The sequence below is a fragment of the Mesorhizobium sp. WSM4849 genome, from assembly GCF_055811385.1.
In genome coordinates, this window is the sequence record NZ_JBVVPW010000013.1 from 13,489 (window position 1) to 38,826 (window position 25,338).

Consider the following 25,338-nt stretch of genomic DNA (forward strand, 5'->3'; position numbering starts at 1 on the left):
TAGCTAGAAAACCGCACCACTGTTCTGGTTGCGCCAGATCAATTCCACGAGCGCTTGTTGGGCGTGGGTCTTTGCAAGCTTCCGATATAAGCGATGATTGCCTCTATCTGGTCTGGGCTGGCAACCCCACTCAGGCATATCCGGATGACCGGTTGAAATGCCTTCGGCCAGTGCCTCCTCGAGATCAGTGAGCGGATAACGCTGCGAAAGTTTGCGAAGTTCAGGTGCGTCGGGATGGCTGCTCACGTCTGTTTGTCCAACCGCATGGCATCGCGCGCAATTGACCTCAACCAGTGCCCTTCCGTGCGCGATAGGATCGGCGCTCACCAACACGGTAGTTAGCCCAAGCACTCCAGCGACAATAGCCGCGTGGGCAGAATACACTGAAAGACAAGTCACCCACTTCAAACTCATCGGAATGCCTTTGCCCTCGGGTGTCTTTGGCTTTGATTCGATCAAAGTTCGTCAGGCCACCGTGCTTGCTGCCATGTCCTCGATCGTCGCCTCAGCTTGCCTGCGAATATGCCTTGCGATTTCCGAAGCAAGTCTGGAGCTGATCGAGGCTACCTTGCCGGCTTCCATTGCATATTCCGAGGTCGCGTTCTGAAGGAAGTTGCTGAGCACATCGAAAGCGTCGTTGAATTCGCTACCCGCGACGAGATCATCGACCATTTTGACGTTCTGCTCGCAGCGGTGCTTCAGGAAAGATAGCGTCTCGACCTGATACCGCATCATTGCCTTGAGAGCGTGGGCCTGAAGGCCAGCTGCTGCGATGAGCAACTTCTGGCCATTCGTCGCTGTCGGCAAGGGCTGTAAGGCGAAGTGCGAGGACCCGGCATTGGTTTTCATGGCGATTACTCCCTGTGGGGCCGCGACCGTGAACCTAAATGTTTGCCAAACAACACTAGTCTAGCCGCCGTCATCGACTGGTCGTTGATCGAGATCAACGACGCAAGTGAAGCGACCAGCACTATTTGAGTTCATCCGTTTTTGATGCGCATCAAGGTCCTTGGCCCGTTTTCGTGGCCCTCTTGCGCCAAGTGCGAAGGAGCTTGGGTGATGGCTTTCAGGACGATTATGGTTCAGCTGGACATTGACGCCATCGCTGCACCGCGCGTTGCGTTCGCATGGGAGCTTGCACAACCGCATGACGCCGATCTTATCGCCTTCTGCGCGGCTGAAGGGCATTTCGTCATGCCAAGGGGCATGGAGGACGGGTCTACCGCGCAGGCGATATGGTGTCAGGTCGATGAAATAGAAGGTCATTTAAATTGCCTGAAAGAGGAATTCCTCTGTACCGTCAACGGCAGTGACCGGGCCTCATGGCGGGGCGTAGTCGGCAATCCGACCCAGCAGCTTGCGCTCAACGCTCGCGCCTCCGATCTGATTGTTGTCGGGCCTCCGATGCAGGATTTCATGATCGACCATCACCGGACCGTGGATGCGGGCAGCCTGATTCTGTCCGCGGGCCGCCCCGTTCTTGTTGCGTCGGATACACTTGCGCCATTCAGGCCCGAGAGCGTTCTGATTGCGTGGAATGACACACGCGAGGCCAGGCGCGCCGTCGTTGACGCTCTGCCATTCCTGGTCGACGCTAGAGACGTGGTGATCGCCACCGTTGAAGGTGGTGGTGAGGTGACGTGCCGTGCCGGCGTGGAGGACGCGCAGCGTTTTCTGGCAAGTCATGGAGTGAAGGCACGATCCGAAGTGATGGATAGCCGCCGGTCAGCGCCGGCAGAAATTCTTCTTCAGATTGGGCAGCAGATTGCAGCTGATCTCATTGTTCTGGGCGGTTATGGTCATAGCCGGGCTCGGGAATGGGCTTTCGGAGGCGTGACACGCTCTGTCCTTCAGGCTGGATCTTTCCACCGACTTTTATCGAATTGAGATCGCGCGCGCTGGCGCCGCACCTATGTAGGTCAAAGGAAACTCGACCCATGTAAGAAGCCTCCAGATGCTTTCCAAAACACGCCGAGCCGAATTGAGCGATATGAAACGACGACCGACAGGATAGCCGAGAAAAGAAAACAGGAGATCCCACCGATGCTGATCCGCACACTTTCGGTCTTGGAATGCAGCAAAGTGCTGGCGAGCAATCGCGTAGGCCGGCTGGCATGTTCCAACGACGACCAGCCCTACGTCGTGCCATTCTACTATGCCCACGCAGACAATCATCTTTATGCGTTTTCCATGCCGGGCAAGAAAATCGACTGGATGCGTTCCAATCCGCGGGTGTGCGTCCAGATCGACGAACGCGGCCAAGGGCGGGGATGGAGAAGCGTGGTGGTCGATGGCCGCTATGAAGAGCTGCCTGACCGGATCGGCTACAAGGCTCAACGCGACCATGCGTGGTCGGTGTTGAGCAAGCACTCTGACTGGTGGGAGCCTGGCGCACTCAAGCCGGTCACCCCCCCGGTGTCGGACAGCATATCCCACGTATTCTTCCGGATTCTCATCGAACAGGTGTCGGGCCGGGAAGCAAGCGAGTAGACTGTTCCGCCAGCTCTCGGCCCAGCAAGTTGCTCCAAAAGCATGGGCCGGCAGTATTGCGCCGGCCCGACTGCTTCTTGGAATGGCTACCGGGCCATCATGATCGGCAGCGATGGATTCTCAAGCATCGACTTGGTGACGCCACCGAAGATGCGCTCGCGCAGCCGCGAATGACCGTAGCGCCCATAACCATCAGGTCGGCGGCGGTGTCGACAGCGTGCCGGCGAAGAACGTCGGCGACTGAATGGTTCGAGCTCGGCAGCCTGTCGACCGTAACCTTCACGCCGTGCCGTGCGAGAAAGGCCGCAGCATCTGCGCCCGGTTCCGCGCCATGGTGGTATTCATCTTCAACCGGATCGATGATGGCAATGTGCACCTCTTCAGCGCCTATCAGCAGGTCCAGTGACTCGCGCACGGCACGCGAAGATTCCAGACGAGCGTCCCAAGCGACGAGCACGCGTTTCGGCTTCAGTGTCGGCCGCGAGCCCTCGGGGACGAGCAGAAGGGGCCTGCCGGACCAAAACAAGACGCCCTCGATGACCTTATCCTTCAGTATATGGCTTGCGAGCAGGTCTGGCCCCAGAATGGCCAGATCGGCGTAGCGGGCACGCCTTCCGATGATCTCGTCCGCCCAGGCGGTATCGGGATAGTCGTCGCTCAGATCAACCGATACGGCAGTTTGGGAAACAAATGCCGCGACCTCCGAAATTCGTTTCTTGAGCCTTTTCAGGTCGGCCTGACGCTCCTCCAGCCAGGTTGGTGAGAGGACAACAACATACTCACCGCCTGAGGGCGGCGCGGCAAGCTCGAGAACCAGCACGGAGAGATGGGCATCTATCTGTTCGCACAGCGAGGCGGCGAGCTTCAGATCGCCCTCGCCCTGGTTCGGTCCGGTAATCGTAAGCAGTGTCCTGAAAGTCACGGCGGCAACTCCTCATTCTAAGGGAAGGATCAGTCGTGGTTTCAGTCATTAACGAGTGCAGCCGGCGCGTTCATTGCGCTGAATCAAACACCGTGAGCGTGGCGGCATTTGATGCGCATCAATGTGCTCGCTAACCCGGCCTGTAGCTTTCACCCAAGCAAGCAATTGGTGGATTCGTAAGTGAAAATCCTGATCGCAGTAGCTTTTGCAGGTTTGGCCTTCAACGCGGCCGGCGCCCAGGAAGTCGGCAACGGCAAGTCGGAATACATGAACTCCTGTGCCGTTTGCCATGGTCCCGAAGGTAAGGGCGACGGACCCCTTGCCGATGAACTGTTGAAGCGCCCGGCGGACCTGACGCACCTGTCCAAGCAGAACGGCGGCGAGTTCCCCTACTGGCGCGTTTTCGCGGTGATCGACGGCCGCACCATGGTGCCGGAGCATGACGATCGCGACATGCCGGTCTGGGGTCGACAGTTCCTTCCCGGGGACGCCCGGAAATACGGCCGGAACGCTGGAGAAATCGTCACCAGGGAACGGATCCATGAACTGGCCGGTTACGTCCAGACCCTGCAGCGATAACTCGAGGGACAACTTCCTCGGGAGGGCTTTGGTCATTTCGCAGGCGCAGGCGAACAGGAGGCAGGCAATGATCGTCGAAGACCAGCAGGCCACCGTCGCATTTCTGCATAGCTCTGCCACGTATGGCGAAAGCGGACCGGTCGAGGCGATCGAAACCCATATCTCGCGTATCTTCCTGGTTGGCGGGCGCGCCTACAAGATCAAACGAGCAGTCAAGCTGCCCTATGTCGACTTCTCGACCGCGGCCCTGCGGCTCGCCGCTTGCGAAAAGGAGGTCGAGCTCAACTCCAAGACCGCGCCCGGCCTCTATCTTGGCGTGCGGCGCATCACGCGAGAGGCCGGCGGCCAGCTCGCCTTCGACGGAAGCGGCGACCTGGTCGATGCGGCGATCGAGATGGTCCGCTTCGATCAGTCGAAGCTGCTCGATCGAATGGTAGTCGGTGGCGAACTGACGCCTGCGCTGATGACGGCGGTCGCGCGCATGATCGTGCGCTATCATCGCGGCGCGCCAGAGATCCACAACGGCAGCGGATCCTCTAATATGGCAGGCGTGCTCGCCATCAACGAAGCCGGCTTTGCCACCAGCCATGTTTTCGAGCAAGCCGAGATAAAGGCATTCACCGGGATTTTTCGCACCGCCCTCGCCCGTCATTGCGAGCTGCTCGACCGGCGGGAGACGGCAGGCAAGATCCGACGATGCCACGGCGACCTGCATCTGCGCAACATCTGTCTCTTCGACGGAGAGCCCCGCCTCTTCGATTGCATCGAATTCAATGACCAGATCGCCAGCATCGATGTGCTTTACGACCTGGCCTTCCTGCTGATGGATCTCTGGCATCGCGGCTTTCCGGAACTCGCCAACCTGGTGATGAACCGCTACCTCGACGAAGCAGACGACGAGGACGGCTTCATCCTCCTGCCGTTTTTCATGGCAGTGCGGGCCGCAGTGCGCGCGCATGTCACCGCAACCCAGATCGAGGAAGGCAGTGCCGATTCCGGCGGGCTGATTGCCGAGGCCAGATCTCATTTCGAGCTCGCTCGAACACTTCTCCAGGCAAGGCCGCCTCGGCTGATCGCCATCGGCGGCTTGAGCGGCTCCGGCAAGACGGCCGTTGCCGAGGCACTCGCCGCACATGTCGGCGCGCCGCCCGGCGCGCGCATTGTCGAGAGCGACCGCATCCGCAAAGCGATGCACGGTGTGCCGGCCGAGACGAAGCTGCCGGACAGGGCTTATCGACCTGATGTGTCGGACCGCGTCTACCGCGAAATGGCATGGCGCGCCGGCCTGATCCTTTCCGAAGGCGGTTCGGTGGTCGCCGATGCCGTTTTCGACAGGCCGGCCGATCGCGACCGCATCGAGAAGGCGGCAAACGGCAGAGACGTTGCCTTCGCCGGATTCTGGCTGGAGGCGGATCCGCTCGTTCTTTGCCAGCGGGTGAGCGAGCGCAGCGGCGGTCCTTCCGACGCCACTGTCGATATCTTGTCGCGGCAATTGCAACGAAACGCCACCCCGTCCACCTGGCGCAAGGTCGACGCCGATCGAAAGCTCGCCGACATCGCCGCCGAGTTGAGAAGGCTCTCCGAGAGACATACGTCCCAAAAGGAAGGATCGCCCCTACATACGGCCTCCTGACTGGTTGCCGCAGGTGATCGACCTCAACGGAGTTCGAGCGTCGCCTCAGCTAGGCCGGGCTCGCTCGGATGATGCCCTGCCGAAAAGCCGAACTCGCGGCACATTGCCAACATCTTGGTGTTCTCGTTGAGCATAATGCCTTCGATCCGACTGATCCCATCGGCCCTTGCATAGTCGACGATCTGCCTGAGCAGCTCCCAGCCGAGACCATGACCCTGCAGGTCCGTGCGTACGAGCAAGGCGTATTCGGCGACAGTGTGATCCGGATCGCAGGACAATCGGCTGACCCCTGCCAGCGCGCCGGTGCTCGCTTCCAGCGCGACGAAAGCAATGTCGCGGTCATAATCGAGCTGTGTGAGCCGTTTCAGCATCTGGTCAGAGAAGTTCTTGCGCGGCGACAAAAAACGCAGTCGCAGATCATCCGGAGAAATCCTGGCGAGGAATTGCGGATAGAGCGCGATGTCGGCCGGCTTGATCGGCCGAATATGATAGTGCGCGCCGGCCACCGAAAAATCCCTATCCCAGCTCGACGGGTAAGGCCTGATGGCGAGCGCCGGGTTCGGCCCCGGTTCTTCGACGCGTCCCGGCTCGATCTCGATGCGGGCATCGAGTGCGATCACGCCATCAGCGTCGGCCAACAATGGATTGACATCCAGGGAGACGAGGCATGGAAAGTCGACGATCATCTGCGACAGCCCATTGAGCGCCGCAACGATTGCCCCACGACTCGCCGGCTTGCGATCGCGGAACCCAGCAAGCAGGCGGCCAGTCCGCGTCTGTTCGATCAGGTCGCCGGCAAGCACATCGTCGAGCGGTGGCAGTGCGATCGCTATGTCGTCCATCACCTCGACCGCAACGCCGCCGGCACCGAAGAGGACGACGGGGCCGAAAATGGGATCGCAACTCATACCCAGTATGAGTTCCTGCGCTTGTTTCCGGACCACCATGGGTTGGACCGTATAGCCTTCGATAATGGCTTGCGGAGCCTGCTTGCGTACGCGCGCCTCGATTAACCTGGCGGCCTTTCCGGCCGCTGCGGCGGTCGCGAGGTTGAGCACCACGCCACCGATGTCGGACTTGTGCGAAATCGCCTTCGACAGCAGCTTGACGACGACCTCTTCCGCCCTCTTCAAAAGGTGGCCGGCGGCTTTTTCCGCTTCGCTGGCGGTTTTGGCGACAATGGTCTCGGGCACGGGAACGCCATAGGCGGAGATCGCCGCCTTGGCTTCCGGTTCGGTCAGCATTCGCCGACCCTCTTTGGCGACCTGCCTGAAAATGGCAAGCACGGCTTCTCGATCGCTCATCGTGTGCTCGCCGCGGCTCGGCGGCACTCGCATCAGCGCCCGCTGGGCTCGCGACCAGTCGCTGAGATAGGAGACGGCTGTTGCGGCGTCCGCAGGCGTCTCGAAACTGGCAATTCCGGCATTCTGAAGAACACGGCGTCCTTCGCGCGCGGTGTGTTCGCCAAGCCAGCAGGTCAGGACCGGTTTGCTGCCTATCTTGCCGTCCCGCGCGAGTGTCGCCACGGCGCTTGCCGCAGCAAGCGGCGAGCCGAGCCCGGTCGGGCAGTTCATAACCAGCACAACGTCGGTCCCGGTATCGGCCGCGACGGCCTCGATCGCGACCCGATAGCGCTCCGGCGAAGCGTCGCCAATGATGTCGACCGGATTGGCGTGGGACCAGGTGGCAGGCAGGACGGCCTCCAATCGGGCGATTGTTTCCGGCGAGAGCTCTGCCAGTTCGCCGTTACAGTCGATGAGTTGATCGACGGCAAGCACGCCGGCGCCGCCGCCATTGGTGACAATGCCGACGCGGGCTCGTTGCAGCGGAGCGAAACGGGCTGTCGTCTCAACAGCATCGAACAGTTCGGTTAGACCTTTGACGCGCAGGATACCGGCGCGCAGCAACGCAGCTTCGACGACACGGTCGGCGCCCGACAGCGCCCCGGTATGGGTCGCCGCGGCTTTCGCTGCCTGCTCATGCCGGCCCGACTTGATCGTGATGACCGGCTTGATGCGTGCGGCGGCACGTGCCGCCGACATGAACTTGCGTGGATTGGGTATGGTTTCGAGATACATCACGATGGCCCGCGTCCGCGCATCGCCCGCCAGCATGTCGAGGCAGTCTCCCACATCGACATCCGCCATGTCGCCCAGCGAGACGATCTGCGAGAAGCCGACATTGTTGTCCGCCGCCCAGTCGATCAGCGATGTGGCAATGGCGCCGGATTGCGACAGCAGCGCGATGTTGCCGGGCCCGGCTGCCACATGCGCGAATCCTGCGTTGAGCTTCACAGGCGGGATCATCAGTCCGAGCGTATTGGGTCCGATGATGCGCAAAAGAGTGGGCTTCGAAGCGTCGAGCATGGCCTGACGCAATCCGTTTTCATGCGTCAGCCCGGCTGTGATGATGATCGCTGCCCGCGTGCCCTTTTCGCCGAGATCGCGCACGATGCCGGGAACCGTCTCCGGCGGCGTCACGATGACGCCGAGGTCGGGAATGCCTGGCAGGTCGGCCGCCTTCGCATAGCAGCGCCGACCAGCCACTTGCGAATATTTCGGGTTGACCGGCCATATCTCGCCTTCGAAGCCGCCATTGACGATGTTGTCGAAAACAACGCGGCCGACGGAGCCGTCACGCACGGACGCGCCGAAGACGGCAACCGACTTCGGAGCGAATGCATGTTCGAGATTTCGGATGGTCAACCCTGTGCCTCCTATTCCCGGCGATAATCACCAGTCGATCTTGCCCGTTCGTTGCGTTGGATCAAAGCGTTCTGCGGTTATCGCGATTAGCTGTTGCGCGAGTTCGACGCGCCCCTAGCGCCTGCGAACTTGGCAAGCAACGATCAAAATCGGAAAGCATCGCATGAACGAGTCCGCCCTGCGACGCGCATTGCTGGCCGTTGCCATCCTGGGTCTCGCCGCTGGGATCGGCGTCTGGCGAGCCGGGCTCGGACCCCTTGAGGCCGACGCGATCTGGACGATTGCGACCCTGCCCGTGGTGGTGGCTCTCGCCTTTTCGATTTTGCGCGATTTCTGGATCGGCCGCTTCGGCGTTGATGCGATTGCGTTGGTGTCAATGTCCGCAGCACTGCTGCTCGGTCAATCCCTGGCGGCAGTGGTGGTCGCGATCATGTATGCCGGCGGCACGGTACTTGAGGATTTTGCCCGTGGCCGAGCGGAGCGGAACCTCAAGGCATTGACCGACCGGTCACCGCGTATCGCCCATCGGACGTCAACGGTGGGAACAGAGACCATCTGCGTCGAAGACGTTGCTGTCGGTGACGAGCTTTTAGTACGGGCCGGCGAACTGCTCCCGGTCGATGGCATCCTGATTGATGCCTCGGCCTCCCTTGACGAGTCCGCGGTTACCGGAGAACCGCTGCCCGAACGGCGAAGCGCAGGCGACACGCTGCGCAGCGGTACCCTCAACGCCGGTGAGGCTTTCAGCATGCGGGCATCGGCACTCGCACAACAGAGCACCTATGCGACAATCGTGCGCATGGTCGCTGCAGCACAGACCGCGAAATCACCGTTCATCCGCATGGCCGACCGCTTTGCCCTGTTCCTGCTGCCGGCCACTTTGCTGGTCTCCGGGACCGCCTGGTACATCTCTGGCGATCCAATCAGAGCGCTCGCCGTACTGGTGGTCGCGACACCTTGTCCGCTCATCCTCGCTGCCCCCGTCGCCTTCATCGGAGGCGTATCGCGCGCCGCGCGTGCCGGTATCTTGATGAAAGGCAGCGTGGCTCTGGAGGCTCTTGCGCAAGTCCGAACCGCGGTCTTCGACAAGACCGGGACCTTGACCATCGGTGGTGCCGAGCTCATCGAGATCGAAGCTGCGCCCGGCCGTGATGCCGACCATCTACTGCAGCTGTTGGCATCCTTGGAACAAGCCTCGCACCATGTGGTCGCCGATTCCATCATCCGGGCGGCGCGCGGCAGAAAGCTGATGCTGTCGCATCCGTGCAATGTCCGCGAGTATCGCGGCGCGGGCCTGAAGGGCCGGGTCGGCAACATGTCGATCGCGGCGGGATCGCGGGCTCTGGTGCTCGCCGACAAACCGCTGCCCGGCTGGGCGAAAAGCGGCGAAAGGCGATACCAGAACGATCCGGTACTCAGGGTGTTTGTGGCGCTCGACGGGCGACTTGCCGGCATATTCACTTTCGGGGACGCGCTGCGCGTGGATGCTCGCGATGCCCTCAGCAACCTGCGCTCGGCCGGTATTGCGCGCATGGTCATGCTCACAGGCGATGACGGCCTGGCGGCCAAGCGCATTTCGGCCTCGCTCAGCCTCGATGCGGTCGTGGCCGACGCTGTCCCCGTCCAGAAAGTCACGGCGGTCGAAGCCGAGAAAGCACTGGCACCTACGATGATGGTTGGCGACGGCATCAACGATGCCCCTGCCCTCGCGGCCGCAACGGTCGGTATCGCCATGGGCGCACGCGGTGCTACCGCCTCCTCGGAGGCAGCGGACGTCATCGTGCTGACCGACAGGCTGCAGCCAGTCGCCGATGCAGTTCGGATTGCACAACGAACGCGGGCGATCGCTTTGCAAAGCATCACTGCGGGGCTGGCGCTCTCGGCCGTGGCAATGGGTGCCGCAGCCATGGGACAAATCACGCCTGTAGCAGGAGCGCTGCTTCAGGAGGGCATAGACGTCGCGGTGATCCTCAACGCTTTACGCACTCTTGGCGATGGGCGTGTCGGGCGCGCATAGTTGAAGCAGGTAAATGACCATGGCGCAGGAAAATCTGGTGGTTTGCGGCAAATGCGGCGGGGTCAATCGCCTGCCGCCGGCACGCAATGCCGGGGACGCGAAATGCGGAAAGTGCGGCATCAAGCTGTTCTCGGGCCATCCCGAGGACGTCGACGCACAGACCTTCGATCGTCAGGTCAAGCGAAGCAGCCTCCCCGTTGTCGTCGACATCTGGGCACCGTGGTGCGGTCCCTGCAAGATGATGGGGCCGGCATATCAAGCGGCAGCAAACGAACTGGAGCCGCATGTTCGCCTGATCAAGCTCAATTCCGACAATGAGCAGGCCATTGCAGCCAGGCTCGGCATTCGCAGCATCCCGACCATGATCCTCTTCCATGGCGGACGCGAGGTTGCGCGCACATCCGGCGCAATGTCGGCGGGGCAAATCGTCAGGTGGGTCCGCGACAACCTGCCGATGGCCGCAGCCTGAAAGCAGCCACGCCATGGATTCGCTCATCGCACGGCTCGGACTGGCACTGGCAATAGGCCTCCTCGTCGGACTGGAGCGCGGCTGGCGCGAGCGGGACGAACCCGAGCACAGCCGGACGGCCGGAATTCGAACGTTCGGCATATCCGGCCTGCTCGGCGGCATTCTCGCAGCGCTGGCCGATGCGCTCGACGCAGTCTCCGTGCTGGTCGGTGGCTTTATCGCCTTTGCGGCAATCTTCGCCTGGTACAAGGCGCGCGAGGCGGTGCATGACGAGGATTTCAGCGTTACGAGCGTCATCGCGGGCCTTGGCGTGTTCGCGCTCGGCGCGCTTTCGGTCGCCGGTGACTATCGAGCCGCTTCTGCCGGAGGAGCAGCACTCGCGGCGGTCCTCGCGAGTCGCGAGATTCTGCACGGCCTTCTGAAGCGACTGACCTGGGTCGAGCTCCGTTCGGCCCTGATCCTGGCGGTGATGACGGCGATCGTTCTACCCTTGCTGCCAAACCGGACGATCGACCCGTGGGGCGGCTTCAACCCGTGGGAGGTCTGGTTCCTCACGGTGCTGATGGCGTCGATATCGTTCGCTGGTTATGTCGCCGTTCGCGTCCTGGGAACCACGCGCGGTCTGCTCGTCAGCTCGCTCACTGGTGCAATCGTCTCGTCCACCGCCGTGACCATGGCGCTAGCCCGCAACGCCGCATCCGCAAGCAATCCACGGCCGCTCGCCGGCGCTGCTTCGCTGGCGGCGATGGTCTCGGTGCTGCGCGTTTGGGCTGTGGTCCTGATCGTCGAGCCAAGCGCCTTCGCAGCGGTCGGCATTCCGGCAGTTGCCGCAGCGCTCGCCTTTGCCGCGTGCGGTGTCTTCTTGCTGGCCCGAGACGGCCGGGATCAAAAGAGCGGTGCGCTGGCACGCAATCCATTCGAATTGGGCCCGCTGCTGCTGTTTGCCCTGCTCTTTGCGGTTGTCGCCACCGCGAGTGCTGCATTGGCTGCTCAATTCGGCGGGCGCGGTTTGCTGGCGAGCTCGGCTCTTGCAGGCACGTTCGATGTCGACGTCTCGGTGCTCAGCGCATTGCGCCTGGTCAAGCAATCGATCCCTGTCGAGACCGTAAGTCAGGCGGTGCTCGCGGCGCTGGCGGCAAACGCGATCGGTCGCCTGTCGCTGGCGATATTTATCGGCCCGGTCAGGTACTGGTTGCCGCTGGCCGGGGCAACTCTGGTCGCCGCAGTGGCCGGCTATGGCGCGATGTTGCTGCCACTGAACGTCTGACAGCGCCAGGACGTCCCAGCCCTTTGATGCGGATCAAGGCCAAGTCTGGTCGCGGCGCTATGAAACTCCGTCAAAGGAGTTCGCCATGACCAATCTGAAGGATCTTACCCCGAAATTTCGCCATGTCCGGCTGCTGCTTGCCCGTGAAAAGGGACATCCGGAAGGTGACCGCGAGGAGGGCTATGACGTGCTCGCTCCATTGAACGGTGACGGTCGGATCGACCCGGACGAGTGGAAGGAGCATAAGGCCGCATGCCGCGTTCGCCGCTTCCGCACCGGTGAACAAGATCTGATCGGCCGGCTGCGTCGCAAGCCGGGCGGACAGTGGTATTTCGATTATGCCGAAGGCGACCGCGACGACGAAATCGGATTCCATCTCGGCGACGAGCGCTTCGTGACCGGCGAATACGTGTCAATTGAACGCAACGGCGCCATGCACACCTATCAGGTGGCACGGGTCGAACGGCCATAGCGACTCGAGCCCATACCGCTCAGGGGTAACTCATGTCGCGACGTATCCTGGTTGTGGTCGGCCATCCCGACCCGTCTCCGGACCGCCTCTGCCGCGGTCTGGCGCAAGCCTATGCCGAGGGCGCGAAACAGGCGGGACATGTCGTGCGGCAAATCGATCTGGCAGAGCTCGATTTTCCTATGCTGCGTACGATGCAGGAGTTCGAACGCGGCGCGATACCCGACAGCTCAAGGATGCCGCCGAAGCGATCGTCTGGGCGGAGCACATCGTGTTTGTCTTTCCGCTTTGGCTCGGAACCATGCCGGCCTTGCTCAAGGCTTTTCTGGAACAGGTCATGCGGCCGGGAACGGCCTTTGCCTACCCGGACAATGGCGGCTTCCCCAAGACACTGCTTCGCGGCCGCTCCGCGCGTATGGTGGTGACGATGGGCATGCCCTCCATTTTTTACCGGCTTTGGTTCCTCAGCCACGGCATTGCGGGCATGCGGCGGAGCATTCTGCGCTTTGCCGGCATCAGCCCGGTGCGCGAAACCTTGTTCGGCATGGTCGCGGGCGCCAGCGATGCGACGACGGCGAAATGGCTCGGACAAATCCGCAAGCTCGGTGAGCGGGCCAGATAGTCCGGTTGGAGTCGATCACGGCACCAGGACGGCACTTTGCCGCCCTTGCGCACAGCACGCAACGCGATCGGGACCAAGTCACCGACGGGAGCGAAGATGATCGCGGCGTGACGGGTAAGCTCAGTGATGGATTCGGCGGCGAACCCGGAGTTTTACACGAAAAGGTACCAGAACGGCGGGAAGGTTAGTAGGAATCCTATCCCGAGCAAGATGAGCGCTGCGACGTTGACGGCGCGCATGTTCACCATTTCCCTTTGCCAAATCCGTGACAGCCCGTACCAAGCAATGAGCCAAACGATGATTGTTACGGTCGTCTTGCCGGAGAGCGGGCCTACAGGATTGTAGAAATTCAATAGACCCCGCAGTCCGGGCGACAGCTCGGACGCGAATGCTAGAACGCCGATGGCAGCACAACCGATGCCCGCTGCCAGAATGGCCGCAGCTCCGGGGCCATTCGGGATCGTCTCAACGGTCTTTCCAAACTCGACCGCATTTTGCGACGTAGTCATGGCCCTTCCTCCTGCATCAGAATGATCACATCGCCACCCCGTATCGGAGCGTATTTGTTCAGGAATGCACCGAACGCTCCGGCGATTCCCGTGGCGACAAAGGCAGCCACGGCGAAACTTAGTACGGAGATGCGCATGTTCCGGTGTTGAATGATTGCTCGCCCGTATTTCATGGTGACGTAGGCCACCATGGTCATGGCGATCGGTGCTAGCCAGCCTACATGCTCTTTCCATTCCATGCCGACGTTATGCCACTCGGATGTCTTCCCGCTGGACAGGAGCAATCGCCGCGGATAGTCCGCGAGATCGGTGACGCCTTCCGGCGGAACGGCTCGATACCAAGGATAGATGACGTAGGTGCCAGAGAACACAGTGAGCCACGCGAGTATCACCATCGCCACGAGGTAAAGACCAAGCAGTGTTTGGCCTCCCGCGCTCATCGCCGACGGCGCGCCAGGCGCAGAAATTCGATAGAGTTCGACCAGCGCGCCGGAGAACGCCAGCATGAACAGAGCTCCAAACCCCATTCCATGCAGCACCGTCATGAGGTCGTGCGTTGTAATTTCCATGACAGACCCCTTTCATGCGTGGCAATATATTAGCGACCTCGTATGTTGCGGCGTTGATCCATGTCAAAATCTCCCACTTACGGGCGTTACACTGCTCACCGCAGGCGACGTTTCACCCTTTCTGCGGGTCGACCTAGCGACGCTCGATTGCCGATTCGGCGGGCGATGCAAAAGTTCAAGGCCGACATGCTGCTCATGCTGACAGACGTCGACGCAGTCTATGTCGATTATGGCACCGCTACCGCCCGTGCGCTCCGGAGGGTTAGCCCGACAGAGATATCAGGCCGGGATTTTCCCGCTGGCTCCATGGGGCCAAAGGTCAGCGCCGCAATCGAATTCACTGAGGCAACCGGCAAGCTTGCCGCTATCGGCAGGCTTGATGACGCCGTCGAAATTGCCAAAGGTGAACGCGGCACATGGTTTGAACCAGCGCTCGGGTATGACCGATCCTCAGCGCCGGGCTGCTCTTGCCAATGAGTCGGCCAAGGCCCGCCTCGATCAGCTGGTCGACGCGACTGTCTGCGCCCCTGTCTTCTCGAAATAAGCTGCTGCGTCTTTCGCCATCCGGTCAGTACACCAACGTGCGTAGACATCGGCAAAAATCAGGCCGAGCCAACGGGCCGGCGCCGTTTGTGGCAGATCGTAGTCGATGAACACTCGAAGCCGGCAGCTGCTCGATTCGGGGACGATCTCGAAACCCATGCGGTAGCGGCCGATCACCCAGAGATTTGGGACACCGATGATTTCCCAGACCTTCAATCTGGGCGGCACCCGGATCGTAACCACCTGTTCCGCAGACAGTGCAATTCCAAGTATCTTGCCATGGAATCCAAATTTTGAGCCGACCAAACGAGCTTCATGTGCATCGAAGTCGTAGTCCATTTTCGAGCCGAGCATCATCCACGACGAGGCGCTCATATGAGTCCCGAGATGCCTGTGATCATCGAGATAGACGAACACGGTTTCGGCCGCGGCTTCTATCCTGACGGTAGTCTCGGTGGAACGCAGCATTGCTGGTATCACCTCACCTCCGGTTCATTCCCGGTTTTGGGGCCTGGGAAAACGTCCGATCCGTACTGGATAAGACCCGGCAACCTAAGCGCTCCCCCGGAGCCGCGGCTTTGATTTGCGTCAAAGCGGCGATGCGCAGCCATGCCACACTGGGAAGATGGAAATTGGACTGACCCAGCTTCGCGCCTTGCTTTCCATGCTCGTTCTGATCGCGGGCAGCGTCGTCATGGGCGCTGGTCTTGCCGGCCAGGGTCCGGGTATGGGCGCTGATATCGGCGCCCTTGCCGAGTTTGCAGTTCCCCCCATTGGCGGCTCCAGCCAGGTGACAGGCGATGTCACGGCAACTGATCACAACGATGGCTGTTGCGAGCACGGCGCCGACTGCGCGTACTCAGCCGCATCGGGCTGTTGTGCTGCAAGCATTTCCGCCACCGGCGAATGTGGGGTCGTCAATTGCCCGTCCGGCACCGCCCGCTTCATGGAGGGCAAGGCGCTTCTGGCAACAGGCATCGACCCCGAGGCCCTCCTGCAACCTCCCCAGACCTTCGCCTGATATCGCGCCGTCGCGGCCTTGGGACTGTTGAACCCAGCAGCGCACGCCAAGGCCGATAACGCGCGAACGATCCGCGTAGTCAAACCGGTATTCGCGATCCGGCTGTGCCTTGCGCACCCATTCTCAGAGTTCGCCTCGGCTTCACACCAACGAAAGGAAACAGTCATGAAGACCCACCTTCGAATGATCACGCTTGCCGCATTCACAGCTCTTTCGGGCGCGGCATTTGCCCAGACGGATCCGCACCATCCCGAGGGCGACGCACCGCAAGCCACGACAACGGCTCCGGCAGCTGACGCGGTGCCGGGCAAGCTGCCTGAACAGTGCACGACGATGATGTCAACGATGCAGAAGATGATGCCCATGATGCAGCAGATGATGCAAGGCGGCCAGGGCGGCATGATGCAGGGCGGCATGATGAACAACATGCCGATGGACACGGCCAACATGCCGGAGGCCCCCAGGGCTTACATGGATGCCATGAAGCGAATGGACGGGCCGATGATGCAGGCCGTCCAGGCCGAAGATCCCGATATCGCCTTCGTCCAGGCAATGATTCCGCACCGCCAGGGCGCGATCGACATGGCCCGTGCGGTCCTGCAATTCGGCAAGGATGATCAGGTCACAGTCTGGGCCAATCAGATCATCACGGCTCAGCAGGCCGAGATCGCCGCAATGCAGGAATGGCTCAAGCAACATGTGAAGTGATGGAGGAACCCATGAACAAACTCAGCATTCTGTCCGTCGGCATCGCGCTGGGCGTGACGTTGGCCCTGATGAGCATGCTCTGTGCTCTGGCCTTCGCTATCTGGCCGGACGCGACGCTCGATTTCTTCGGCGCCTTCATGCATGGGCTCGACTTCAGCCCGATCGGATTGGCGGCGCAGATGAGCCCTGGCCGCGTTCTCTACGGCGTGGTCGGCCTTGGCGTCGTCGGCCTCGTGGCGGGTGTCGTGTACGCCTCGATCTACAACGTCGTCGCCACCGGGCGACGTTAGGTCAGGTCTCATGAAAGCCGCAGTCAACCCATGGACGATGTCGTCCGCAACGCTTGTCCTGGCGGGAATGATCATCGCGGGGATCGGACTGTATTTCATCGCCCTCAGGCCGCCACTGCTGCCCGAGGATGTCCGCTATATGAACCTCTCGGCCGCCGAGCTGGAAGACTTTGGTCCGCGTCTTGCGATGTGGCTCACCCAGGTGTTCCGGGTGCTCGGCGGCTACGCCCTCGCCACCGGCGTTCTGCTGATTGCGCTGGCGCTTACAGCGTTCCGCACGCGCCACCCGGTCGCGTTGGCCGGCGCCCTGGTCGGAGGGGCATCGTCCATCGGCTTGATGTCGGTGGTGAACTTCACGATCGGCTCCGATTTTAGGTGGGCACTGTTTGCCTGCGCGCTGATCTGGGCCCTCAGCCTCGCGCTTTACGGCTTCGAAAGCCGCGCCTCGACCGCCGTGGCCGGCAATAGCAACCGCTAACAATCAAAGGGAATCCAACGCATGAACCCCGCCGCACACCGCATGTCCAATCCCCCGACCGGCTCCGAACCAGAACAGGAGACCGAGGCAGGAACGGGCGGATTCTGGACTTCGAAGACCGGTTTGGCCGCGATCGCCTTCCTGCTGATCGCCGCGTTTTTTCTTCTCTCCGAGCACCGGGCGCATACGTTCGGTTCCCTTCCCTTTCTGCTGCTGCTCGCCTGCCCTCTACTTCACATGTTCATGCATGGCGGCCATGGCGGTCACGGCAGTCATGCTGGGCACAAGAAGCAAGTCGGGCACCGGGGACAGGCCGGGCACAGGAAAACCGACCCGGGCGCGCAAGACGGCCCCACACACCACAAAGGAGCATGACCATGGTCGAGCAATCTTCCGCCTACGGCCTCTGGGGCCTGGCTATAATCAACTCGGCGATCTTCATCCTGTTCGCCTTCAGCTTCTTCAAGCCGCGAACCGGCCGTGACTGGCGCTCCTTCGGTGCATTCAGCGCCTTCCTGGTGGCGCTGTTTGCCGAGATGTACGGGTTCCCCCTGACGATTTACATGTTCTCAGGCTGGCTGCAGTCACGGTTCCCCGGCGTTGACTGGCTCTCGCATGATGCCGGTCACCTCCTGGAGATGATGTTCGGCTGGCGGCTCAATCCGCATTTCGGCCCCTTCCACATTCTCAGCTTCTTCCTGATCGGCGGCGGCTTCGTGCTGATCGCGAGTGCGTGGCGGGTGCTTTACGCAGCGCAGCGCCACAATCGCCTCGCAACCGGCGGCCCATATGCCTCCGTCCGGCATCCGCAGTATGTCGGCTTCGTTCTCGTCATGGCGGGCTTCCTCGTGCAGTGGCCGACGCTGCTGACGGTGCTGATGTTCCCCGTTCTGGTTGGCATGTATGTGCGGCTTTCCTTTATCGAAGAGCGTGAAGCGAGAAAGGAATTCGGCGATGCCTACGACCGCTATGCGGTCCGCGTGCCCGCCTTTTTTCCGAATGTGGCCAGGCTGTTCGGTTCCGCCGGCGAGCGCCGTGCGCCCTAAAGGCAAGGTCGGGTTGTCTGATCTTGTGTTCTGACCGAGACAACGAAATCTCGAGACCGAAGGAAACCATCATGAAACGCCGAGACATCCTGAAGGACGCAGTGGCAGGCGCCGCAGCTTTTGCGCTCCCGTCGAGCTTGCTCGCAGCAGCCTTCACCAACCAGTCAGGCGGCATGATGTCGGCCTTCGCTTACCGAAGCTGAGACACCGCTGGCGTGCGGTCGCCACCACGATATGCGGCATGGAGAGCGACGATGAAAAAGATCAATCTGGAAGTGCGCGACCTAGTCGGCATGATGGATTTCGCGGCGGTCGAAAAACGTCTCGCGGCTTTGCCTGATGTTGCCGGTGTCGCGATGAACGCGGGGTTGACCACGGCGACCATCGAGTTCGACGAACGGCAGACGAGCCCGCAGACCCTTGCCCACGAAATCGAAGCCTGCGGCTTCCATTGCCGCGGCGAGGTCGTGCCGCGGCATCTGTGCATTCCCGACGGCATGACGGTTGCGCCGGGCCATCCGCACGCAACCTCCGGGCACGCCGGACATGGTCACGCCGCCATAATCCAATCGGGTCCAGCGGACCGGGGGACGGTTGCGGTCAAGGTGCCGCACGACGCCATGGCTCATGAGATGGGGCACGGCGCCGGCATAGACATGCAAGGCATGGTCAAGGACATGCGCAACCGGTTCCTTGTCAGCCTGGTTTTCACGCTGCCGATCTTTGCCATGGAGCCGATGGGTCTGGGCGAGCCCTGGTTGCGCCCGCCTTTCGGGCTGAGCGAAGACGTCGCGATGTTTTTCCTCGCCAGCGCCGCGATCCTCTATCCGGTCTGGCCGTTCCTGGTCGCCGCCTGGCGGGCCTTGCGCAACGGCGTCCTCAACATGGCTGTGCTGGTGGTGCTGAGCGTCGGCACCGGCTACCTGTTCAGCGTCGGCGCGACCTTCTTCTTCGAGGGGCAGCAATTCTACGAGGCCGCGAGCGTGCTGCTTGTGTTCATCCTGCTCGGCCACTGGCTGGAGATGCGCGCCCGCGCCGGGGCGTCGGCCGCGATCAGGGCCTTGCTCGACCTCGCCCCGCCCAAGGCCACTGTCTTGCGCGATGGCAAGGAGGTCGAGGTTGCGACCGCGGACGTCGTGCTCGGCGAGATCGTGGTCTTGCGCCCCGGCAACAAGCTTCCCGTCGATGGCGAGGTGATCGAGGGCGGGTCGACGATCGATGAATCGATGCTGACCGGCGAGTCGATGCCGGTTACCAAGAAGGTCGGCGACAAGGTCATCGGGGCGACGATCAACAAGAGCGGCACGCTGCGCTACCGTTCCACCAAGGTGGGCGCCGACACGGCCCTGGCCCAGATCGTCAAGCTGGTCCAGGAAGCCCAGAATTCGAAGGCGCCGGCGCAGCTGCTCGCAGATCGTGCCTCGCAATGGCTGGTGCTCGCCGCGATCGTCATCGGGCTTGCGACCTTCGCCGTCTGGTTCTGGTGGCTCGGCCAGCCCCTGCTGTTCGCGATGACCCTGACCATCACTGTCTTCGTCATCGCTTGTCCCGATGCGCTTGGCCTCGCCACGCCGATGGCCGTCATGGTCGGCACCGGCCTTGGCGCTTCAAACGGGATACTGTTCAAGAATGCCGCCGCTCTCGAGGAGGCGACCAAGCTCAACGTGATCGTCTTCGACAAGACCGGCACGCTGACCATGGGGCAGCCCAAGGTCGTCGAAATCGCCCCGGCTGCCGGCGGTTCACCCGACGAGGTTCTGCAGGTCGCGGCCGCCGTGGACCAGGGGTCGGATCACCCGCTGGCCGTCGCCATCGTCGAGCGGGCCAAGGACCTGAAGCTTCCTAAGGTCTCTGGCTTCCTCAACATCGAAGGCAAGGGCGCCAGCGCCGCCATCGGCGGCAGTCCGGTTTTCCTCGGCAACCGGCGCCTCATGGACGAGCAGAAGATCGATCTTCTGGCGCTCGGCGAGAGGGCCGAGACGCTTAAGGGCGAAGGCCGCACCGTCATTCATGTGGCACGGTCCGGCAAGCTGCTCGGTCTCATCGCGATTGCCGACACGCCGCGCCCGACGGCCATCGCAACGATTGCCAAACTGCACGAGCAGGGCGTGCGCGTGGCCATGCTGACGGGCGACAATGCCGGCACCGCCCAGCGCATCGCCGACATGCTCGGCATCGACATCGTCCTGGCCGACGTGCTGCCGGGGCAGAAGGCTGAAAAGATCAAGGAACTGCAGGGACAGGGCCTGAAGGTCGGCATGGTCGGCGACGGCGTCAACGACGCGCCGGCCCTGACGCAAGCCGATGTCGGGTTCGCCATCGGTGCGGGCACCGATGTCGCCATCGAAAGCGCCGACATCGTGCTGATGAAGAGCGATCCCTACGATGTGGTCGGTGCGATGACGCTCTCGCGCGTCACGCTGCGCAAGATGCACCAGAACCTGTGGTGGGCGGTCGGGTACAATGTCATCGCCTTCCCGATCGCGGCAGGCGTGTTCTACCCGTTCCTGCTGAGCCCCGAGATTGCGGCGCTGGCAATGTCGGGCAGCTCGGCCCTTGTGGCCGTCAACGCGCTTCTGCTCAAGCGAACAAGGCTCGAGGGCATCCGTCCTGCCGCATCGACCACCGCAGGCGCCGTTCATGAGCACCCGACTGGTGCGCCGGCATGAGCGTATCGATGCAAGGTCCCTTGACCGTGCAGCGATGGAGCCTTGGCGTACTTCTGGCCTCGGCCTTCGTGGTTGCGCTCGGCTACGGAATTGTCCTTGCCGGTCCTGCCGATGATGGTCGAGCGGCTTGCCGGTTCCGCAGACCCGGCATTCAACGCATGGCACATCGACTTTTTGAGCGCCGCCTATATCGCCGCGCCGGTGGTCGCCGCTTTCCTCTGGGGGAAGTGTTCCGATTGATCGGGCGCAGGCCCGTCCTTGTCGTCGGTCTGCTCGGCTTTACCGTCACTCTGGCGGCCTCGGCGCTGGCACCGAGCCTGCTCGTTCTTTATGTCGGGCGGATCTCGAATGGCGGCTTCGCGGCGGCCGTGGTGCGCCAACTGCCCTCGCGTTCATTGCCGACATCGAGGGCGGGGCCGACACCGAAGGCGGGGACGATCGCCGCGCAAGAGCGTTCGGCTGGATCAGCATGGCATCGATCGCGGGCTTCCTGGTCGGGCCGATGCTCGGCGGGCTCGCTGCGGAACTGGAGTTTGACTTGGGTGCGGCGGCGGCCCTACCGCAGGCCGTTCCCTTCTTTCTTGAGTCCGGCCTCGCTGTCGCGGCAGCCCTTGGCGTGTGGTTTGCGCTGCCTGGAAACCTGTTGCCAAGGGCCTCTGTCGAGGCGCGCAATCGCGGCTTCGTACCCGGAGAGCTACGGCTGCTCGCACTTGCCGCTGTCGCCGCGGCAGGGCTTGGCGCATTCGAAGTCGGGCTCACGTTGCGAAACCTCGAACTCGCCATGGGCCCCGCCGCGCTCGGCCTCATGTTCGCGACGTGCAGCGTGGTCATGTTTGCAGTCCAAGGCCTCATCTTTTCGCCGCTCGTCAAACCGGCAACGGCAAGGTTGCTTGTGGCCCCCGCCTTCCTGGTGATGGTCATCTGGCGGTCTTTCCGACAGTTGCCGGCTTCGGCGAAATGATCTTCGCCATTTCCGTTGTCGCGGCGTCGGCCGGGGTAATAAGCCCGCTGCTCGCCTATTTGGTGTCGCGCATCACCGCGCGAACCGGGGGCATGGAACGGGGCATCCAGTCGGCGGCGGTCAGTCTCGGGCTGTCGGTAGGCTCTGCGGCCGCCGGCCTGCTGTTCGGTTTCCCCGGCCTGCAAGGCGCCGCTTTCTTTGCCGCTGCCGCCGCCATGGGGCTCGCCGCGCTGGTGAGCCTGAAGCTGCCGCGACGGCCGCCGCCACCGCTGGAGAGGGCCGAGCCTTTTTCCGTTTCGAGGAGGAGTCCTCCTGCTCCACAGTGAGCAGACTCCTTCAACCGCCGAATACGCTCTACCTCGGCGCAAGCCGATCAAACAGCTGGCGTCGGTTCCCGATCGAACTCTCCCAACCAGCCGCCTTCAAATCCCGCCCGTTGCAGGCCGCTGCGGATGTACCGGCACGAGCGCATCAGCCGCCACAGGAGGCCGTTGCGATCGTTCTCGATCATCAGGACGACGGGGCCTTCGTTGAGGCCGAAGTGCCAGGGCGAAACCCACCATCCAAAGGCGTTGTCCGTCGTCCCTGGATGCGTCGGATTGAAAGCCGCCTTGAAACCATAGGCATTGGCGGCCTTGAGCTTGGCCTGGTGGATGCAGAAGCTGATCGCCGGCCGGACGATTTCTGGCGCGAACGGCAAGGAGGCCACGACGGCCCACGGCGCGAGCGTGCCATCGTCGGGGCCGTACGGGACGCCGCGCGCGACATAATCCTCAAAGCTGCGTTCGATGCCGTTCAACTTGAGCGTGGAAGGCCCAGGACCCTCGCTTGCGGTGATGCCCCAGCAGTATTCGCCGTAACCCTCGAATCCACGCGGATTTTCGACAGCGTAACGCTGATGGACGAAGGTGGCGCGTCGGGTGTTCTCGAAATAGTCGCTTCCCTTACTGCGCATGAAGGCATCCTGCACGCCGCGAAAATCGATCCATACATGCGAAAGCTGGTGGATGAACAGCGGTCCCGCATAGAGGTAGTCGAAGCCGTAACAGTTCTCCCATCGGAAGGTCGCGGTCCATGCAGTGTAGCTGCTCGGGGTTAACGGGTGTGTCGGCGAACCTAGTCCCAGGACATAGAGCAAGAGCGCTTCGTCATAGCCTTGCCAGCGATATTTCAGGAACCCGTGCTCGGGTGTCCAGCCATGGGTGACGGTCTCTCCTCCATCCTGCGCCCAACGCCAATCGGCTCGGTGATAAAGCGCCTCTGCCAAGCTGCGGATCTCGGCTTCGGCCTCGGTGTCGGCATCGAAATACTGCCCTGCAGCCAGCGCCCCAGCCAGCAGGAACACGCTGTCGATCGTCGACAGCTCGCATTGCCAGGCGCGCCGGCCGGTCTGCATGTCCAGGAAATGGTAGTAGAAGCCGCGATATCCGGTAGCGTCCGGCTCCAGGCCCTGCGGACTGTTCCGGAAGAAGCGCAGCGTCGCCAAGGTGCGTTGCGCAGCCGCGCTTCGCGTCATGAATCCGCGCTCGACTCCCACTGGATAGCACGCCAGCGCAAGGCCAGTGGCGGCGATGCTTGCGGGCCAATTCGCTTCGGTCTTGTCCAGAATGAGGCCGTTGGCGGGGTTCACTTCATGGATGAAGTAGTCGAATGTCTCCCGCTGCAGGGTCGCCAGATCGTCTTCCATGGCAGAGGTGGTCACGATGCGGTTGCTCTCGGGAGAATGCGATCGCATCGCTCTGTGTTCCCTGACCGCTGTTCACGGATGCGTATGGTCGTCGAAGAGGTCGCCCGAAAGATACGCAAGTGCCCAAGAAGGCGAGCGCCGCCATGATGCGCTGCCCTCCCCTTGCGACTGTTCCTTCGATGGGCGACAGCAACGAAACGACCTGTGAGGCGATTCTGCCCCAAGCGGATGCTGTATCACTGTCTCGGGCCAACGGGTGGCGGGATGAGGCCGGCGCCAGCTAGGAACGTGCGAACTGCTATCCGAACATCCTGCTGCTGTCCAACCAGAAGATGTCCCCCAGTGTCGTAGACGACCAGTTTGGCACCGGGGATCTTGGCTGCGGCGAACTCAGCTGCCGGCAGCGTGTTAAACAGGTCGTCGCGCGCAGAAATAATGACCGTCGGCGCAGTAATTACTTCCAACGGCAGTTCATGTAACTCGGGGGCGCTATCGATGTTGATTCCGGGGAAACGCAGCGACAACGGCTCAACGCTCTTGACGATGCTCATGACGCGGTCCCGCTCGGCCCGAGGCGCAGCCGCAACCAGCGCGGGCCGAACGCCGAGGAAGCGAACGAGCACTGACGGTGCGATCTTCTCGGTGCCCCACCATGCGAAATCGCCGCCGGCATTGACGACCCAGAATACGAACTTGTTGCCGCGGCTCGCTTCTATCGAGACCGGACTGGTGGGCGAATAAAGGCCTGGGACGATCAAAATTAGAGCGGTGACCTTGTCCGGGTGCCGGAGTGTTAGCTCAACCGCAGAACGCGCGCCCGCCGAAACGCCGACGACCACCGCTTTGGGAACGTTCAGTTTGGACAGCAGCGCCGCGTGCGCATCGGCCTGCGTGGCTGGAGAGGTATCCTGCGGAACGGGCGTGCGCAGATAGCCGAAGCGCGACGGCGCGATGATCCGAAAGCCCTCACCCACAAGATTGGCTGCATTGGCAAGGCCTTGGTCAAAGCCGCCACCGGCGCCGTGGATCGATAAGAGCGGAGTACCCACGCCACTGTCGGCGTATTCGATCGGGCCTATGTCGAGCTTGGCGACCACACTGCCGCGGCTGGCAGCGTCGCGCATACGGCCAAGCTCGTTCTTGTAAAGCAAGAAAGCCACACTCGCCGTGGCCGCTATGGCGATAGACATGGCCAGCAGGAAACCACCAATTCGTCTCATTGGAAAAAGCTCCACAAAGGACAGGCGAATATTGGCATATCTCGCTTGGAAGCAGGTTGATTTACCTCAATTTCCCTGCGTGACAGCATCGGCCGGTGTATTCGGATGCTATCAATTGTGGGAGGCGGAAGCCGGTCGGCGCCCCCAGCGAAGGAACGCCCTCTGGAACCGGAAATGACGATGTAGGCGAGGCGAGGCGCCCTTCTTATGGTGGATATGGCCACTACGATGACATGTCGACCGCACTCTGTTGGCTGCGACGTCCGGGGTTTCGCCAGAAGCTATCCTGTCTTTCGAAAGGACCGGCCGGAATTTGTCCAACGCCGATATGCTCGCCGTGCGACGCGCTTTGGAGCAACTTGGAGCGGAATTTATTCCCGAGGATGCCATGGGAGGTGCCGGCGTTCGGCTCCGCTTCGATGCGGACCAATCACGGCGGATTTCGGATTGGGAGGCCGAAGGCG

The 25,338-nt window shown here is 62.1% G+C and carries 29 protein-coding genes and 1 pseudogene; 21 read left to right on the plus strand and 9 right to left on the minus strand.

Annotated elements, in window-relative coordinates:
* Positions 1–3: 3 nt before the first annotated feature.
* Together AC0L3L_RS16240 and AC0L3L_RS16245 are read right to left on the minus strand one after the other, a co-directional pair.
* Positions 4–414 (minus strand): c-type cytochrome, encoded by a 411-nt coding sequence (locus AC0L3L_RS16240; protein WP_473638478.1) that lies wholly within the window; start codon positions 412–414, stop codon positions 4–6.
* 51 nt (positions 415–465) lie between these two features.
* Entirely contained in the window at positions 466–849 is a 384-nt protein-coding gene (locus tag AC0L3L_RS16245; RefSeq protein ID WP_473638309.1) for a phasin family protein, read from the minus strand.
* Positions 850–1,059: 210 nt separating this feature from the next.
* Between AC0L3L_RS16245 and AC0L3L_RS16250 the strand changes: the two genes are divergently transcribed.
* Both AC0L3L_RS16250 and AC0L3L_RS16255 read left to right on the plus strand, forming a co-directional pair.
* Positions 1,060–1,887: a universal stress protein gene (locus AC0L3L_RS16250; protein ID WP_473638310.1), complete on the plus strand. Its 828-nt coding sequence runs from the start codon at positions 1,060–1,062 to the stop codon at positions 1,885–1,887.
* 156 nt (positions 1,888–2,043) lie between these two features.
* Positions 2,044–2,490, plus strand: coding sequence for a pyridoxamine 5'-phosphate oxidase family protein (locus AC0L3L_RS16255; RefSeq protein WP_473528571.1), 447 nt, complete (start codon positions 2,044–2,046; stop codon positions 2,488–2,490).
* A 97-nt stretch (positions 2,491–2,587) separates the two neighbouring features.
* Here AC0L3L_RS16255 and AC0L3L_RS16260 read toward each other — a convergent pair whose 3' ends face one another.
* A complete protein-coding gene (locus tag AC0L3L_RS16260; RefSeq protein WP_473638311.1) occupies positions 2,588–3,310 on the minus strand; it encodes a universal stress protein in 723 nt (240 codons plus the stop codon).
* Between the two features lie 282 nt (positions 3,311–3,592).
* Here AC0L3L_RS16260 and AC0L3L_RS16265 point away from each other — a divergent pair, with 282 nt between their 5' ends.
* Both AC0L3L_RS16265 and AC0L3L_RS16270 read left to right on the plus strand, forming a co-directional pair.
* Positions 3,593–3,991 carry a c-type cytochrome gene (locus AC0L3L_RS16265; protein WP_473638312.1) on the plus strand — a complete coding sequence of 133 codons (399 nt, stop codon included), beginning with the start codon at positions 3,593–3,595 and terminating at the stop codon, positions 3,989–3,991.
* A gap of 67 nt (positions 3,992–4,058) precedes the next feature.
* Positions 4,059–5,624 (plus strand): bifunctional aminoglycoside phosphotransferase/ATP-binding protein, encoded by a 1,566-nt coding sequence (locus AC0L3L_RS16270; protein ID WP_473638313.1) that lies wholly within the window; start codon positions 4,059–4,061, stop codon positions 5,622–5,624.
* Between the two features lie 23 nt (positions 5,625–5,647).
* Here AC0L3L_RS16270 and AC0L3L_RS16275 read toward each other — a convergent pair whose 3' ends face one another.
* Positions 5,648–8,329, minus strand: coding sequence for a bifunctional acetate--CoA ligase family protein/GNAT family N-acetyltransferase (locus AC0L3L_RS16275; protein WP_473638314.1), 2,682 nt, complete (start codon positions 8,327–8,329; stop codon positions 5,648–5,650).
* A gap of 163 nt (positions 8,330–8,492) precedes the next feature.
* On the opposite strand from AC0L3L_RS16275, the gene AC0L3L_RS16280 reads away from it, so the two are divergent.
* The 5 genes and pseudogenes from AC0L3L_RS16280 to AC0L3L_RS16300 all read left to right on the plus strand — a co-directional run bounded on the left by AC0L3L_RS16280 (position 8,493) and on the right by AC0L3L_RS16300 (position 13,173).
* Complete coding sequence (locus AC0L3L_RS16280; protein ID WP_473638315.1) at positions 8,493–10,346, plus strand: heavy metal translocating P-type ATPase; 1,854 nt, start codon at positions 8,493–8,495, stop codon at positions 10,344–10,346.
* 19 nt (positions 10,347–10,365) lie between these two features.
* Positions 10,366–10,815 carry a thioredoxin TrxC gene (gene trxC / locus AC0L3L_RS16285; protein WP_473638479.1) on the plus strand — a complete coding sequence of 150 codons (450 nt, stop codon included), beginning with the start codon at positions 10,366–10,368 and terminating at the stop codon, positions 10,813–10,815.
* A gap of 13 nt (positions 10,816–10,828) precedes the next feature.
* The gene (locus tag AC0L3L_RS16290) at positions 10,829–12,082 is read left to right on the plus strand and encodes an MgtC/SapB family protein (protein WP_473638316.1); all 1,254 of its coding nucleotides are present in this window, start codon (positions 10,829–10,831) and stop codon (positions 12,080–12,082) included.
* 85 nt (positions 12,083–12,167) lie between these two features.
* Complete coding sequence (locus AC0L3L_RS16295; protein ID WP_473638317.1) at positions 12,168–12,554, plus strand: hypothetical protein; 387 nt, start codon at positions 12,168–12,170, stop codon at positions 12,552–12,554.
* 32 nt (positions 12,555–12,586) lie between these two features.
* A pseudogene (locus AC0L3L_RS16300) lies at positions 12,587–13,173 on the plus strand (NAD(P)H-dependent oxidoreductase).
* A gap of 152 nt (positions 13,174–13,325) precedes the next feature.
* On the opposite strand, the gene AC0L3L_RS16305 reads toward AC0L3L_RS16300, so the two are convergent.
* Complete coding sequence (locus AC0L3L_RS16305; RefSeq protein WP_473638318.1) at positions 13,326–13,682, minus strand: hypothetical protein; 357 nt, start codon at positions 13,680–13,682, stop codon at positions 13,326–13,328.
* Positions 13,679–14,251, minus strand: a complete 573-nt coding sequence (locus AC0L3L_RS16310) for a hypothetical protein (RefSeq protein WP_473528581.1) — start codon at positions 14,249–14,251, stop codon at positions 13,679–13,681. The genes AC0L3L_RS16305 and AC0L3L_RS16310 overlap by 4 nt, the downstream gene beginning before the upstream one ends.
* Before the next feature lie 165 nt (positions 14,252–14,416).
* Here AC0L3L_RS16310 and AC0L3L_RS16315 point away from each other — a divergent pair, with 165 nt between their 5' ends.
* Positions 14,417–14,728 carry an amino acid kinase family protein gene (locus AC0L3L_RS16315; protein WP_473638319.1) on the plus strand — a complete coding sequence of 104 codons (312 nt, stop codon included), beginning with the start codon at positions 14,417–14,419 and terminating at the stop codon, positions 14,726–14,728.
* A 21-nt stretch (positions 14,729–14,749) separates the two neighbouring features.
* On the opposite strand, the gene AC0L3L_RS16320 is transcribed toward AC0L3L_RS16315, so the two are convergent.
* Positions 14,750–15,262, minus strand: a complete 513-nt coding sequence (locus AC0L3L_RS16320) for an SRPBCC family protein (RefSeq protein WP_473638320.1) — start codon at positions 15,260–15,262, stop codon at positions 14,750–14,752.
* A gap of 157 nt (positions 15,263–15,419) precedes the next feature.
* Here AC0L3L_RS16320 and AC0L3L_RS16325 point away from each other — a divergent pair, with 157 nt between their 5' ends.
* The 11 genes from AC0L3L_RS16325 (at position 15,420) to AC0L3L_RS16375 (ending at position 22,293) form a co-directional block, all read left to right on the plus strand.
* Complete coding sequence (locus AC0L3L_RS16325; protein ID WP_473638321.1) at positions 15,420–15,815, plus strand: hypothetical protein; 396 nt, start codon at positions 15,420–15,422, stop codon at positions 15,813–15,815.
* A 165-nt stretch (positions 15,816–15,980) separates the two neighbouring features.
* Positions 15,981–16,523 carry a CopM family metallochaperone gene (gene copM / locus AC0L3L_RS16330; protein ID WP_473638322.1) on the plus strand — a complete coding sequence of 181 codons (543 nt, stop codon included), beginning with the start codon at positions 15,981–15,983 and terminating at the stop codon, positions 16,521–16,523.
* Positions 16,524–16,534: 11 nt separating this feature from the next.
* Positions 16,535–16,813 (plus strand): DUF5676 family membrane protein, encoded by a 279-nt coding sequence (locus AC0L3L_RS16335; RefSeq protein ID WP_473638323.1) that lies wholly within the window; start codon positions 16,535–16,537, stop codon positions 16,811–16,813.
* 10 nt (positions 16,814–16,823) lie between these two features.
* Entirely contained in the window at positions 16,824–17,291 is a 468-nt protein-coding gene (locus tag AC0L3L_RS16340) for a hypothetical protein (RefSeq protein ID WP_473638324.1), read from the plus strand.
* A 21-nt stretch (positions 17,292–17,312) separates the two neighbouring features.
* Positions 17,313–17,666, plus strand: coding sequence for a DUF2933 domain-containing protein (locus tag AC0L3L_RS16345; RefSeq protein WP_374120348.1), 354 nt, complete (start codon positions 17,313–17,315; stop codon positions 17,664–17,666).
* A gap of 2 nt (positions 17,667–17,668) precedes the next feature.
* On the plus strand, positions 17,669–18,337 hold the full coding sequence (locus tag AC0L3L_RS16350) for a methyltransferase family protein (RefSeq protein WP_473638325.1): 669 nt from the start codon (positions 17,669–17,671) through the stop codon (positions 18,335–18,337).
* Between the two features lie 71 nt (positions 18,338–18,408).
* On the plus strand, positions 18,409–18,540 hold the full coding sequence (locus tag AC0L3L_RS16355; protein WP_473638326.1) for a hypothetical protein: 132 nt from the start codon (positions 18,409–18,411) through the stop codon (positions 18,538–18,540).
* Between the two features lie 51 nt (positions 18,541–18,591).
* A complete protein-coding gene (locus AC0L3L_RS16360) occupies positions 18,592–21,006 on the plus strand; it encodes a heavy metal translocating P-type ATPase (RefSeq protein WP_473638327.1) in 2,415 nt (804 codons plus the stop codon).
* Between the two features lie 96 nt (positions 21,007–21,102).
* A complete protein-coding gene (locus AC0L3L_RS16365) occupies positions 21,103–21,246 on the plus strand; it encodes a hypothetical protein (RefSeq protein ID WP_473528589.1) in 144 nt (47 codons plus the stop codon).
* A gap of 229 nt (positions 21,247–21,475) precedes the next feature.
* Complete coding sequence (locus AC0L3L_RS16370; RefSeq protein WP_473638328.1) at positions 21,476–21,967, plus strand: hypothetical protein; 492 nt, start codon at positions 21,476–21,478, stop codon at positions 21,965–21,967.
* Positions 21,964–22,293 carry a hypothetical protein gene (locus AC0L3L_RS16375; RefSeq protein ID WP_473638329.1) on the plus strand — a complete coding sequence of 110 codons (330 nt, stop codon included), beginning with the start codon at positions 21,964–21,966 and terminating at the stop codon, positions 22,291–22,293. The genes AC0L3L_RS16370 and AC0L3L_RS16375 overlap by 4 nt, the downstream gene beginning before the upstream one ends.
* Before the next feature lie 47 nt (positions 22,294–22,340).
* Here the strand turns inward: AC0L3L_RS16375 and AC0L3L_RS16380 are convergent, their stop codons facing one another.
* Positions 22,341–23,702: a glucoamylase family protein gene (locus AC0L3L_RS16380; RefSeq protein WP_473638330.1), complete on the minus strand. Its 1,362-nt coding sequence runs from the start codon at positions 23,700–23,702 to the stop codon at positions 22,341–22,343.
* Positions 23,703–23,890: 188 nt separating this feature from the next.
* The gene (locus AC0L3L_RS16385; RefSeq protein WP_473638331.1) at positions 23,891–24,874 is read right to left on the minus strand and encodes an alpha/beta fold hydrolase; all 984 of its coding nucleotides are present in this window, start codon (positions 24,872–24,874) and stop codon (positions 23,891–23,893) included.
* Between the last annotated feature and the right edge of the window lie 464 nt (positions 24,875–25,338).

Coding starts and splice junctions, on each gene's coding strand:
- AC0L3L_RS16320 (WP_473638320.1), bottom strand. CDS start 15,262: ATGCTGCGTTCCACCGAGACTACCGTCAGGATAGAAGCCGCGGCCGAA.
- AC0L3L_RS16350 (WP_473638325.1), top strand. CDS start 17,669: ATGGTCGAGCAATCTTCCGCCTACGGCCTCTGGGGCCTGGCTATAATC.
- AC0L3L_RS16375 (WP_473638329.1), top strand. CDS start 21,964: ATGATCTTCGCCATTTCCGTTGTCGCGGCGTCGGCCGGGGTAATAAGC.
- AC0L3L_RS16280 (WP_473638315.1), top strand. CDS start 8,493: ATGAACGAGTCCGCCCTGCGACGCGCATTGCTGGCCGTTGCCATCCTG.
- AC0L3L_RS16240 (WP_473638478.1), bottom strand. CDS start 414: ATGAGTTTGAAGTGGGTGACTTGTCTTTCAGTGTATTCTGCCCACGCG.
- AC0L3L_RS16315 (WP_473638319.1), top strand. CDS start 14,417: ATGCAAAAGTTCAAGGCCGACATGCTGCTCATGCTGACAGACGTCGAC.
- AC0L3L_RS16360 (WP_473638327.1), top strand. CDS start 18,592: ATGAAAAAGATCAATCTGGAAGTGCGCGACCTAGTCGGCATGATGGAT.
- AC0L3L_RS16355 (WP_473638326.1), top strand. CDS start 18,409: ATGAAACGCCGAGACATCCTGAAGGACGCAGTGGCAGGCGCCGCAGCT.
- AC0L3L_RS16245 (WP_473638309.1), bottom strand. CDS start 849: ATGAAAACCAATGCCGGGTCCTCGCACTTCGCCTTACAGCCCTTGCCG.
- AC0L3L_RS16290 (WP_473638316.1), top strand. CDS start 10,829: ATGGATTCGCTCATCGCACGGCTCGGACTGGCACTGGCAATAGGCCTC.
- AC0L3L_RS16380 (WP_473638330.1), bottom strand. CDS start 23,702: ATGCGATCGCATTCTCCCGAGAGCAACCGCATCGTGACCACCTCTGCC.
- AC0L3L_RS16250 (WP_473638310.1), top strand. CDS start 1,060: ATGGCTTTCAGGACGATTATGGTTCAGCTGGACATTGACGCCATCGCT.
- AC0L3L_RS16295 (WP_473638317.1), top strand. CDS start 12,168: ATGACCAATCTGAAGGATCTTACCCCGAAATTTCGCCATGTCCGGCTG.
- AC0L3L_RS16370 (WP_473638328.1), top strand. CDS start 21,476: ATGGCATCGATCGCGGGCTTCCTGGTCGGGCCGATGCTCGGCGGGCTC.
- trxC (WP_473638479.1), top strand. CDS start 10,366: ATGGCGCAGGAAAATCTGGTGGTTTGCGGCAAATGCGGCGGGGTCAAT.
- AC0L3L_RS16255 (WP_473528571.1), top strand. CDS start 2,044: ATGCTGATCCGCACACTTTCGGTCTTGGAATGCAGCAAAGTGCTGGCG.
- AC0L3L_RS16345 (WP_374120348.1), top strand. CDS start 17,313: ATGAACCCCGCCGCACACCGCATGTCCAATCCCCCGACCGGCTCCGAA.
- AC0L3L_RS16385 (WP_473638331.1), bottom strand. CDS start 24,874: ATGAGACGAATTGGTGGTTTCCTGCTGGCCATGTCTATCGCCATAGCG.
- AC0L3L_RS16325 (WP_473638321.1), top strand. CDS start 15,420: ATGGAAATTGGACTGACCCAGCTTCGCGCCTTGCTTTCCATGCTCGTT.
- AC0L3L_RS16305 (WP_473638318.1), bottom strand. CDS start 13,682: ATGACTACGTCGCAAAATGCGGTCGAGTTTGGAAAGACCGTTGAGACG.
- AC0L3L_RS16335 (WP_473638323.1), top strand. CDS start 16,535: ATGAACAAACTCAGCATTCTGTCCGTCGGCATCGCGCTGGGCGTGACG.
- AC0L3L_RS16340 (WP_473638324.1), top strand. CDS start 16,824: ATGAAAGCCGCAGTCAACCCATGGACGATGTCGTCCGCAACGCTTGTC.
- AC0L3L_RS16310 (WP_473528581.1), bottom strand. CDS start 14,251: ATGGAAATTACAACGCACGACCTCATGACGGTGCTGCATGGAATGGGG.
- copM (WP_473638322.1), top strand. CDS start 15,981: ATGAAGACCCACCTTCGAATGATCACGCTTGCCGCATTCACAGCTCTT.
- AC0L3L_RS16270 (WP_473638313.1), top strand. CDS start 4,059: ATGATCGTCGAAGACCAGCAGGCCACCGTCGCATTTCTGCATAGCTCT.